Here is an 11,401-nt window from a genome sequence, read left to right as displayed (position 1 = left end):
GTCAATCGCTTTCTTTCGGCCGGATGTTATGGGTGAACCGGAACAGGTTGTGCGGGTCGTACAGCGTCTTCACGCGTCCCAGCCGCTCGTAATCCTCGGCCGCGAAGAGTTCCCGCACCCGCTCCTGGGAGACCGGGGCGCCGTCGTTGTAGACGGAGTTGAGGCTGCGGCCGACTGTCCAGGGCTTCAGGGCGTCGTAGACGCGCTGATGGACCGGCCGGGCGACCGTGGACGGCGCGGCCGTTCCGCCGGTCATCACGCGCAGCATGTAAGCGGCGTCCCGTCCGCCGACCGCGTCCGGGTCGGGGGGCCGGCGGGCGAAGGCCCCGCCGAGGTGACGGATCTCGACGATGCAGGGCACGGTCGCATCGGGTCCGGCCACGTCCACGACGGTCCACAGGGCCGTGGGATCGAGTTCGCGCAGCAAGACGTTCCCGCCGAAGTAGGCGTGCGGGACGTGCGGATCCTGGTAGATGGTGCCGACCTCCGTGTACGGCATCTCCCGGACGGTGTCGACCAGCCGCGGGCCGAGCGCCCGCAGGGGCGCCACGAGCCGTTCGCCCTCCTCGGCGGAGCCCGTGAAGGCGATCCGGACCTGTGCGACGTAGCGTCCGCGCAGCGACTCGGGGACAGACGGCAACGGCGGGCAGGTCATGAGACAGATCGAGGAGGTGAGCTCCTCGGGCAGCGTCAGGGTCCATGCCCGGTAGGCGTGCAGCAGGTCGACGGGGTGGTCCGCGGCGAAGTGAAGGCCGCCGCCGTAGAGCCGCGTCACCGGCACGAGGGCGGTGTCGATGGCGGTGACGGCGCCGAAGTTGCCGCCGCCACCGCGCAGCGCCCAGAACAGGTCGGGGTCGGAGCCGGCCGTGACGTGGCGCAGCGCGCCGTCCGCGGTGACGATGTCGATGGCGCGGACGTAGTCGCTGGCGTAACCGGTCCGGCGGCCGAGCAGGCCGATACCGCCGCCGAGGAGGTAGCCGACGACGCCGATGTGCGGAGCTGAGCCGTTGACAGGGGCCAGACCGTGTGGGGCGGCCTGCTCGATGACCTCTCCCCACAGCACGCCGGCCTGGGCTGTGACAGTTCCGGCCTCCGCGTCCACCGCGACGGCCTTCATCCGGCGGGTGGTGATGAGAACGCCCTCGCCGTCCAGGGCGGTGACGATGCCGTGTCCGGTGGACTGCACGGCGACGGGCAGCCTCCGCTCGGCGGCGAAGCGGACCGCGGCGCGCACGTCCTCGGGGCGGGTGGCGCCGACGACGACGGCGGGGCGGTGCCGGAAACCGGTCTGGAAACCGGTCCGTTCCTCGTCGTACCCTCGGCTGCCGGGCAGGAGGACGGGTCCTCTCACCTCGGCGGCCAGCGTCACCACGTCCACGCTCATCCGTCGTTCTCCTTCCGTGGACGGCGTGGCCACCGCCCCGCGAGTACCGCTCGGCCCACAGGTCCGCTAGCGCAGGGACGAGTTCTCCTGCACCCAGTGGAAGCCACGGCTGACCAGCGGGAAGGTGACGAGGTCGCGGCGGCGCAGGTGCAGGCGGAGGTGGCAGCCGTCGGCCTCGCCCTCCAGGATCAGGCGATCGTCGGCCGGGCGCTCGAAGGTGAACGTCACCTGCCACTTCGGGTCGGCCATCTTGGTCAGTGCGACCGAACGGGCGTTCATGTCGATCGCCGCCATGCAGGGGTCGAGCGAGTCGTCCATGTGCTGGATGGCCACGGCGTCGGCGGAGTCCACGACGACTCGGCGCCAGCGCCGACCGTCGGTCGTCACAGGCGGGTGCTGCTCGCCGTCGACGGAGAAGTCGGTGACGTCCCAGACGCCGTACAACTCGGGCTTTTCCCGTCCGCCCCCGTGGTTCTTCCAGAACGTCCAGTCGTTGCGCAGTTGCGCGCCGAGCAGCCAGAGTCCCGCCCCGGCCTGGAGGGCGGTGGCGATCCGGTTCGCCCGGTGGGAACGGAAGAGGTCCGCGGGGGCGGCCGCGCGGAGCGGGCGCTCCGTGAGCATGGCCTCGGCCAGGCGAGGCGTCTGCGGGGCCAGCAGAAGCAGGCTGAGCAGGAGCAATTGGAAGGAGTGGACCTTGACGGGGACGTCGAAGGTCATGTTGAGCAGGAGCACCTGGGCCATCTCCGCCGCCGACAGCAGCGCGCCCAGCGACGCCGTGCGCGGCAGGATGAGCAGCAGCCCGCCCGCGATCTCCGCACAGCCGAGCAGCATCTGGTACGGCTTCGAGGATCCCGTCTGCGCCCACAGCAGGCTCATCGGGCTGAGGTCACCGAGCGGCTCGACGAGCTTGGACGGCGGCAGCTGGAACTGGAGCGGGACAGCCTTGGCCGCGCCGTAGGAGAACATCTGCCCCGCGAGGCAGAAACGGGCGGCCAGGCGGAACCACTTGTCCAGCGTCGCGTAGTCCGTCCGGTGCCGGTCCAGCACGGACCACACCGGGGTGGCCGCGGCGGCGCCCGCGAGCCAGCAGAGCTGCCCCGCCCAGGTGTGCGGGTCGTCGCCACCGTCGAAGCGGTCACCCAGCTCCCTGCCGAGGAACCGGACGGACATCCAGTTCCGCACCGGGCGTATCGCCCAGAGCTTCGCCCAGGCGTCGGCCGCTTCCTGCAGACGCCCCATTCCGCCCCCGCGCAGGGCCAGATAGACCTGCGGAGTGGTCAGGCAGTACAGGCCGGCGTAGACGCAGCCGAACCGGTAGGCGGTGCGGGCGGCCCCGGCCCACTTCGGCGGGGCCGGGGAGGTGCCGGCCGGCGGGAACGCGCGTCTGGCCGCACGGCCGACCGGTGAAGACACGACGGTCCGCAGCCACTTGCCTACTCGCACCTTCATCGTTCATCACCTTCTCAGGGGCCGTCTTCGGTGGTCGCGGTCAGCTACGGCGGAAACGTCCGAGCCAGGCGTGCACGTCGAGGAGTTCCGACGTGGGCGGGATGATGCCGCGCATGAGGGCCTCGTCGATCGACTCGACCGTCCAGCCGTCGGCGAAGCCGTCGCGCAAGTGGCCGGCGGAGCGCTTGAGGGCGGAAGGCTCGTCGTCGCCCGGGAGCGGCGCCGGTATCTCCTCGATGGCCTCGGCGAGCCGCGCCTGCATCTCCGCGGATCCCCGGTCGCTGATCGAGAGGATGTACGCCACCGCCCCCGGGCGGCAGGCGCGGTGCAAGGCCGCCGCGTAGGCGCGCAGCCTGTCGCCCTCGAAGGTGTGGGCGAGGCCGGAGTCGATCACGGTGTCGAAACGCCCTTCGTAGCCCGTGAGGTCGAGGGCGTCGGCGACTTCGAAGACGGCGCCGAGTCCGCGTGCGGCGGCCTTGTCCCGGGCGAGGGAGATCGCCGTCGGGGACAGGTCCAGCCCCGTCACCGCGTAGCCCTTGCCCGCCAGGTGGAGGGCGTCCTCACCGGTGCCGCAGCCCGCGTCGAGCACCGTGCCGCGGATGAGCCCCGCTTTCTCCAGGGCGACGTAGGCGGGTTGGGGCGCCCCGATGTCCCATGGCGGGCGCTTGCCGAACGGGCTCTCCCCGCGGTAGACGGCGTCGAATACCTCGGTCATCACCGCGGGTCCGTCGGGTGCGCCGGCAGGTTCAGTCATGGCTGCCATGATTGCGTCGCCCCCCGGCGCCTCCTCGGTCTCTTGCGGACTTCTGTCACGGAGGTGTCGTCCGCCGGTCAGCGGGAGCCGTACTTGCGGACCGCGAGCGGGGCGAACACCGCGATCAGGCCGACCGCCCAGGCCACGGTCTGCAGGACGTAGCTGGTCGCCGGGCCACCGGTGAACAGTGCGCGCAGCGCGTTCACGGCCGCCGTCATGGGGCTGTGGGCGGCGTACGCCTCCAGCCAGCCCGGCATCGTGCCGGTCGGTACGAACGCCGAGGACATCAGTGTGAACGGGAAGATCCACACACCGCCGACCGCCTGGGCAGCTTCCGCGTTGCGCACCGACAGCCCGAGGTAGGCTGCGAACCACGACACGGCGTAGCCGAACAGCAGCAACAGCAGCAGGCCGGCCAGCGCGGGCACGAGGCCGTTGCGGAACCGGAAGCCGATCAGCAGGCCCACTCCCACGGTCACGCCAGCCACGCCGACGTTGCGGAAGATCTCCGCCAGCGTGCGTCCGATCAGCACGGCGGTACGGCTCATCGGCATCGACCGGAAGCGGTCCATGAGGCCCTCGTGCATCTCGGCGGCGACCCCGATGGTGGTACCGGCGGCGGAGCCGTAGAGCGCCATCTGGACGAGGATGCCGGGCAGCAGGAACTGGGCGTAGCGTTCGCCGCCGACGTCGATGGCGCCGCCGAAGACGTACGTGAACAGCAGGATGAACATCACCGGCTGGACCAGGGAGAACATCACCAGTTCGGGGCTGCGCAGTACATGCCGTACGTTGCGCAGGGTCATTTGCCACACGTCGGAGAACCACCAGGCGTGTGCGTTGCCCGACGGCGTGTACGACGTGCCGCTCTGCCGCGTGAGAGTGGTGGAGGTCATGGCCGCTCGGTTTCCTTCCCACTGTTGCGCCGGTCGGTGCCGTGATCGGCGGATCGGCCCGTCACGGCGAGGAAGACGTCGTCGAGAGTGGGCCGGCGGAGCGCCACATCACCTATCGCGATCCCCGACTCCCTGAGCAAGTGAAGCAGGTCGGGCAGGGCGCCGCCGTCGGGCAGCGGCGCGTGGACCTGCATCTTCTCGGAGTCGGCGACCGGGTCGGTGCCCAGCCGCTCCCGCAGGATCCGGACCGTCCGCTCCATGGCTCCCGTGTCGAGAAGCGTGATGCCGACCCGGTCCGGGCCCACCTGGGCCTTCAGCTCGTCCGGGGGGCCGCTGACGATGACTTCGCCCCGGTCGATCACGGACAGGGAGTCGGCGAGCTGGTCCGCCTCCTCCAGGTACTGCGTGGTGAGCAGTACGGTCGTTCCGTCCGCGACCAGTTCGCGCACGAGCCGCCACACCTCCATACGGCTGCGCGGATCGAGGCCAGTGGTCGGCTCGTCGAGGAAGACGAGCCCGGGCCGCGCCATGAGGCTGGCCGCGACGTCGAGTCGGCGCCGCATCCCGCCCGAGTACGTCTTGGGCTGCCGGTCGGCCGCTTCCTCCAGGCCGAAGCGTTCCAGCAGTTCGCTCGCGCGTGCCCGGCAGTCGGACTTCGACAGCCGGAACAGCCTGCCGATCATGTGCAGGTTCTCGCGCCCGGTGAGCAGTTCGTCGACAGCGGCGTACTGGCCGGTGAGCCCGATCATCGACCGGACCCGCCGGGGGTCGCGGCGCACGTCCACGCCGAACACCTCGGCCACTCCGTCGTCCGGCGCTATGAGGGTGGCCAGGATCCGGACGGTGGTGGTCTTGCCGGCGCCGTTGGGGCCGAGCAGGCCGTGCACCGTGCCCTCGGGCACCGTGAGTTCGAGGCGGTCGAGTGCGGTGAGCGAGCCGAAACGCTTGCACAGTCCGGCTGTTCTGATCGCTGCTGGCATCTACCGTGATTCCTTTCCTGGTCCGACGCGCCCTGGGGTGCATGGTGGCGGGGCGGCGACCCGGTTCAGTGGTGCACGGCACCGAGCAAGGCCGACATGTGGATGGCGTCGGCGGCCGCTGCGCCCGCCGCGGTCGACGCGGTGACCGACTGCTCCCAGCGACTGGTCAGGTCCCCGGCCGCGTACAGGCCCGGCACGCTGGTGCACTGGGAGGCGTCGACGCCGATGAAGCCGGCGTCGTCGACTGTCAGCTTCAGTTCGTCGGCCGCCCGCTGCACGACGGGTTGCTGCCGTTGTCGCGGCGTCCACACCAGGGTCTGCCGCTCCAGGACCCTGCCGTCGGCCAACTCGATGCCGTACAGGGCCCCTTCCCGGTGATGCAGGCGGCGGACCGTTCCCGTGACGACGTCCCCTCCCCTGCTTCGCGCGGTCGCGCGAGCGGTCTCCAGGCCGGGCATCGACTCCTGGCAGATCGCGATCGTGTCCTCGCTCCAGGCGCGGAAGGCCACGGCCGACAGTGCCGCGAGTTCCGCGTTGTCGGCGACCGTCGCCCAGCGCCGACCCGCGTTCTCCTCACCGAGGCAGAACGGGCAGTGGATCACGCTGCGGCCCCAGCACTCCGCGAATCCGTCCACGTCGGCCGGATGGACGTCGACGACACCGGTCGCGAGCAGGACGGTTCGGGCCTCGACGGCCTCACCGTCACCGAGGGCGACCCGGAAGCCCCCGCCGGGAGCGGGGGACACGCTGTCGGCGTCGTCCTCCAGCCGCTCCACAGTCGTGTACCGGGAAAGTTCCCGCCAGGCGCGCTCCCGGAACTCGGCGGGAGTGACGCCGTCCATTCCGATGTGGCCGTGAACACCCGCCGACGCGCTGTTGCGCGGTGCCCGGGGGCTGTCCACGACGATCACCGGGTGCCGGTATCTGGCCAAGCCGAGCGCCGCGGTGAGCCCGGCGGGGCCGGCTCCCACGATCACGGTGGTGTGGTCGGTGTGCGAGGACATCGGTCTGATCCCTTCCGTCGGGCGGCATGAGCGGGTCCGTCCACCACGGGAGCGGTCCGGCCGGTGCTCGGTGTTGGAACGCCGGAACGGGCTGTCAGCGGGCGGAAGCCGTCGGCCCGCATTCTGCTCGCCGCCGCGGTGGTGGAAAGGTGCGGGCGAAAGACGTGAGCCAGACAGTCGTGCGCCTGCGCGGCACAGCCGATGCCGGCTTTCCGCCCGGGTACGAGCCGGCCGCGGTCGCCCCAGCCCCGAGTCACCAGGCGGGGGCAGGCGGACGGCCGCGTCGCGTCAGGCGCTGACGTACTGGGCGAGGTGCTCGCCGGTGAGGGTGGAGCGGGCGGCGACGAGTTCGGCGGGCGTGCCCTCAAAGACGATCCGGCCGCCGTCGTGGCCGGCGCCCGGGCCGAGGTCGATGATCCAGTCGGCGTGGGCCATGACCGCCTGGTGGTGCTCCACGACGATGACCGTCTTGCCGGAGTCCACCAACCGGTCGAGCAGGGCGAGCAGTTGCTCAACGTCGGCCAGGTGCAGGCCGCTGGTCGGCTCGTCGAGGATGTAGACGCTGCCCGTTCCGGCCATGTGGCCGGCGAGCTTCAGCCGTTGCCGCTCGCCGCCGGAGAGGGTGGTGAGCGGCTGGCCGAGGCTGAGGTAGCCCAGGCCGACCTCGGCGAGCCGGTCGAGGACCGTGTACGCGGCCGGCGTCCGTGCCTCACCGCTGCGGAAGAACTCGGCGGCCTCGGCCACCGGCATCGCGAACACCTCGCTGATGTCCCGGCCGCCGAGCCGGTACTGGAGCACCGACGCCTGGAACCGCTTGCCCTCGCAGTCCTCGCAAGTGGTGGCGACACCGGCCATGATCGCCAGGTCGGTGTAGATTACACCGGCGCCCTTGCAGTTGGGGCAGGCGCCCTCGGAGTTGGGGCTGAACAGGGCGGGCTTGACCCCGTTAACCTTAGCGAACGTCTTGCGGATCGGTTCGAGCATGCCCGTGTAGGTGGCCGGGTTGCTGCGCCGGGAGCCCTTGATGGGCGACTGGTCCACCGTGACGACGCCGTCGCGGCCCGCTACCGAGCCGTGGATCAGGGAGCTCTTTCCGGAGCCCGCGACCCCGGTGACCACGGTGAGCACGCCGAGCGGGATGTCTACGTCGACGTCGCGCAGATTGTGGGCGTTGGCGCCGCGCACCTCCAGCACACCGGACCGCTCGCGCACGGACGGCTTCAGCGAGGCCCTGTCGTCCAGGTGCCGTCCGGTGACGGTGCCGCTGGCCCGCAGACCCTCGACGGTGCCCTCGAAGACCACCTCGCCGCCCTTGGTGCCGGCGAGCGGTCCCAGGTCGACGACGTGGTCGGCGATCACGATCGTCTCCGGCTTGTGTTCCACGACCAGCACGGTGTTGCCCTTGTCGCGCAGTCGCAGCAGCAGGTCGTTCATCCGCTGGATGTCGTGCGGGTGCAGGCCGACGGTGGGCTCGTCGAAGACGTAGGTGACGTCGGTGAGCGCGGAGCCCAGGTGGCGGACCATCTTGACGCGCTGGGCCTCACCGCCCGAGAGCGTGCTCGAAGACCGGTCGAGCGAGAGGTAGCCGAGGCCGATCTGGACGAACGAGTCGAGGGTCTGGCCGAGCACCGTGAGCAGTGTTGTGACCGACGGGTCGGTCAGACCGCGGATCCAGGCCGCGAGGTCGCTGATCTGCATGGCGCAGGCATCGGCGATGTTGATGCCGTCGATCTTCGCGGACCGGGCGGTCTCGCTGAGCCGGGTGCCGTGGCACTCGGGGCAGGCGGAGAACGCCACCGCCCGTTCCACGAAGGCACGGATGTGCGGCTGGAGCGTCTCCTTGTCCTTGGACAGGAACGACTTGCGCACTCGCGCGAGGAGGCCCTCGTAGGTGGTGTTGACACCCTTCACCTTGACCTTGACCGGGTCCCGGTGCAGGAAGTCGTGCCGTTCCTGCTCGGTGTAGTCGCGGATCGGCTTGTGCGGGTCGAGGAAGCCCGACTCGGTGAACGACTGCACCACCCAGCCGTCGGGCTTCCAGCCGGGGACTGTGATCGCGCCGTCCGCGAGCGACTTGGAGTCGTCGAACAGCTGGGCGGGCTCGATGTCCGAGACGGTGCCCATGCCCTCGCACCGCAGGCACATGCCGCCGACGACGCTGAAGCCCTTCTCGATCTTCTTGCCGTTCACCACGAGGACACCCGACGCGTCGGCCGAGGCGACGTTAAAGGCGAACGCCTTCTGGGACCCGATGTACGGCTTGGCGAGCCGGCTGAAGAGGATGCGCAGCAGTGTGCCCGCGTCGGTGGCGGTGCCGACCGTGGAGCGGAGGCTGGTGCCCATCGGCTGCTGGTCGACCAGGATCGCGGTGGTCAGCCCGTCGAGCACGTCGACCTCGGGCCGCGCCAGGGTGGGCATGAAGCCCTGGATGAAGGCGCTGTAGGTCTCGTTGATCAGCCGTTGCGACTCCGCGGCGATCGTGTCGAACACCAGGGAGCTCTTGCCCGAGCCGGAGACCCCGGTAAACACGGTCAGCCGCCGTTTGGGGATCTCCACATGCACGTTCTTGAGGTTGTTCTCACGTGCTCCGTGCACACGGATCAGATCATGGCTGTCGGCGGCACACAGCGCAGCGGGCTGGGTGTCCGTCTCCGTGCCGGCTGTCATGGTGTCCCTCCCGTTGGTCGGACGCGGCACGCCTTCGTCATGCGACGTGGTGACGAGTTCCTGAACGTCCCGGTTCATGAGCTCAAGCGTATACCTGCAAAGTCGGTTGAGGGCTTTGGAGAAGCTACGCCGAATTCTTCGGGTAAAGTCTCAAACCGTGAAGTACCTGCGTCCCTACGACCTGGCCCGTGAGCACGGCATTTCCACCCAGGCGGTCCGCAACTACGAGCGGGACGGGTTCATCCCGCTCGCCCGGCGCACCCCGTCCGGCTACCGCACGTACACCGAGATCCACGCGGCGGCCCTGCGCGCCTATCTGGCGCTCGTCCAGGCATACGGATACGCCACGGGCGGCGAGATCATGCGGTCGCTCAACACCGGCGACCTCGACGCCGCGCTGACGGCCGTCGACCGCGGCCACGCCCAACTGCTGCGCGACCGAAGCACGCTGGACGCGGTGGGGCGGGCGGTGGAGCACCTCACCAGCGGCCCCAGCCTCGCCGAGCACACCTCCGCCGGCAGCGAGCCGCTCAGCATCGGCGAACTCGCGCGCCGTCTGGGGGTGACCGCAGCGACCCTGCGGAACTGGGAGGCGGTGGGCATCCTCACCCCCGCCCGGGAGCCGCTCACCGGCCACCGTTCGTTCGGCGCCACGGACGTACGCGACGCCGAGCTGACCCATCTCCTGCGGCGCGGGGGCTACCCGCTGGAGCACATCCGCACGGTGGTTCGCCAGATCCGCACGGCCGGCGGCACCGAGGCGCTGTCCGCCGCCCTCGACGACTGGCGGCGACGGCTCACGGCCCGTGGTGTGTCCATGCTCGACGCGGCGGCCCGTCTCGGCGGGTACGTGGCCCTCCTCGGCATCGCCCCGGCCGGACCGCCGGCCGCCGCGGAACCCGCTTCCGCGCCGGGGTCCCCACCGACGGTTTGAGACCTCGCGGGGCGAGTCCGCCCGCGGTGCCGACGGCATCGCCGTAAGCCTCAACAGGTCTTTCAATGATTCGATTGACAGACATGAGAAAGGACTTCCACGACCTTCCCGTGGCCTCGTGCGCCGTGCTGGCGCTCGGCGAACCCACCCACCGGGAACCCGCCTTCGGGTGGGTACGCAACGAGCTGTTCGCCCGGCTGGCCCGCCTCGGCTTCCGCTCGATCGCCCTGGAGACCGACCGCGTGGCCGCGCTGCGCGTCGACGACTTCGTCAAGGGCGGCGACGGGGATCTCGACGAGGTGGCGCGGGAGGGCTTCTCCCACGGCTTCGGAAACCTCCAGACCAACCGGCGCCTCGTCGCCTGGATGCGCGACCACAACGCGGGCCTGCCGCCGGAGGAGCAGCTGACCTTCCACGGCTTCGACGTCCCGACGGAGACGACCAGCGCCCCCAGCCCGCGGCGCTGTCTCGAGCACGCCCGGGACTATCTGGGGCTCAACCTCGACCTGACCGGGCTGTTCGGCGCGGACGAGCAGTGGAGCCGTACGGAGGCGGTGATGGACCCGGCCATGTCGGTCGGCGCCACGCCCGAGGCCGAGCGGCTGCGGTCCCTCGCCGACGACATGCTCACGCTGCTCCACTCCAACGCCGCCGAGCGGATCGCGCAGACCTCGCGCGCGGAGTGGCTCCGGGCCAGGACCCACCTCACCGCCGGCCTCGGTCTGCTGCGCTACCACTGGCAGGCGGCCCAGCGCCTGGAGAACAACACCCGGCTGTCCCGGCTGTTCGCCACCCGGGACGCGCTCATGGCGCAGAATCTCCTCGACATCCGCAGCATCGAGGGCCGCCGGGGCGCGACTCTGGTCTTCGCCCACAACGTGCACCTCCAGCGGACCCCGAGCACCTGGAGCCTGGGAGACCTGCGCGTCGGCTGGCCCGGGGCCGGCACCGTCGTGGCACCGCTGCTGGGCGAGCAGTACCTCTTCGTCGCCGGCAGCCTGGGCCGCAGTGAGACCATCGGGCTGGGCGACCCCGAGCCGGGCACCTACGAGAGCGTTCTGCAGGACCGTGTCACCGACTGGGCCGTGGCCCCCACCGGCACGGTCACCGCCGCCCGGACCCGGACGGACACCACCCCGCAGCAGGGCTACTTTCCGCTCGACCAGGCCCTCCTGGACACCGCCGACGCGGTCCTGCACGTCCGTGACGGCGCCGCCGTCACCCGGTCGGAGGACCTCCTGCGCACCCCCGCCGGTGCCGGGAGCGAGCACTGACAGAGAGGGGAAGGATTCGCCGGGATCCCCGCGCGCCGGAGATTAGATTCGCCGTCGAT

The 11,401-nt window shown here is 70.8% G+C and carries 9 protein-coding genes; 2 read left to right on the top strand and 7 right to left on the bottom strand.

Annotated elements, in window-relative coordinates; translation table 11 throughout:
* Position 1 precedes the first annotated feature (1 nt).
* The 7 genes from ACY34J_RS01355 to ACY34J_RS01325 all read right to left on the bottom strand — a co-directional run bounded on the left by ACY34J_RS01355 (position 2) and on the right by ACY34J_RS01325 (position 9,134).
* A complete protein-coding gene (locus ACY34J_RS01355) occupies positions 2–1,384 on the bottom strand; it encodes an FAD-binding oxidoreductase (RefSeq protein WP_462724403.1) in 1,383 nt (460 codons plus the stop codon).
* 66 nt (positions 1,385–1,450) lie between these two features.
* A complete protein-coding gene (locus ACY34J_RS01350) occupies positions 1,451–2,833 on the bottom strand; it encodes a hypothetical protein (protein WP_462724402.1) in 1,383 nt (460 codons plus the stop codon).
* 40 nt (positions 2,834–2,873) lie between these two features.
* Positions 2,874–3,587 carry a class I SAM-dependent methyltransferase gene (locus ACY34J_RS01345; protein ID WP_462724401.1) on the bottom strand — a complete coding sequence of 238 codons (714 nt, stop codon included), beginning with the start codon at positions 3,585–3,587 and terminating at the stop codon, positions 2,874–2,876.
* Positions 3,588–3,664: 77 nt separating this feature from the next.
* Positions 3,665–4,483, bottom strand: coding sequence for an ABC transporter permease (locus ACY34J_RS01340; RefSeq protein ID WP_462724400.1), 819 nt, complete (start codon positions 4,481–4,483; stop codon positions 3,665–3,667).
* The gene (locus ACY34J_RS01335) at positions 4,480–5,463 is read right to left on the bottom strand and encodes an ATP-binding cassette domain-containing protein (protein ID WP_462724399.1); all 984 of its coding nucleotides are present in this window, start codon (positions 5,461–5,463) and stop codon (positions 4,480–4,482) included. The genes ACY34J_RS01340 and ACY34J_RS01335 overlap by 4 nt, the downstream gene beginning before the upstream one ends.
* A gap of 65 nt (positions 5,464–5,528) precedes the next feature.
* Positions 5,529–6,467, bottom strand: coding sequence for an NAD(P)/FAD-dependent oxidoreductase (locus ACY34J_RS01330; protein ID WP_462724398.1), 939 nt, complete (start codon positions 6,465–6,467; stop codon positions 5,529–5,531).
* 288 nt (positions 6,468–6,755) lie between these two features.
* Positions 6,756–9,134 carry an ATP-binding cassette domain-containing protein gene (locus tag ACY34J_RS01325; protein WP_462724529.1) on the bottom strand — a complete coding sequence of 793 codons (2,379 nt, stop codon included), beginning with the start codon at positions 9,132–9,134 and terminating at the stop codon, positions 6,756–6,758.
* Between the two features lie 166 nt (positions 9,135–9,300).
* Between ACY34J_RS01325 and ACY34J_RS01320 the strand changes: the two genes are divergently transcribed.
* Together ACY34J_RS01320 and ACY34J_RS01315 are read left to right on the top strand one after the other, a co-directional pair.
* A complete protein-coding gene (locus tag ACY34J_RS01320) occupies positions 9,301–10,068 on the top strand; it encodes a TioE family transcriptional regulator (RefSeq protein ID WP_462724528.1) in 768 nt (255 codons plus the stop codon).
* Positions 10,069–10,133: 65 nt separating this feature from the next.
* Positions 10,134–11,342 (top strand): erythromycin esterase family protein, encoded by a 1,209-nt coding sequence (locus tag ACY34J_RS01315; protein WP_462724397.1) that lies wholly within the window; start codon positions 10,134–10,136, stop codon positions 11,340–11,342.
* Positions 11,343–11,401: the final 59 nt, after the last annotated feature.

The sequence above is a fragment of the Streptomyces sp. HSS9-12 genome, from assembly GCF_054963655.1.
The sequence above is the reverse complement of the archived record's forward strand: the minus strand, read 5'-3'. Positions and strand labels throughout refer to the sequence as shown.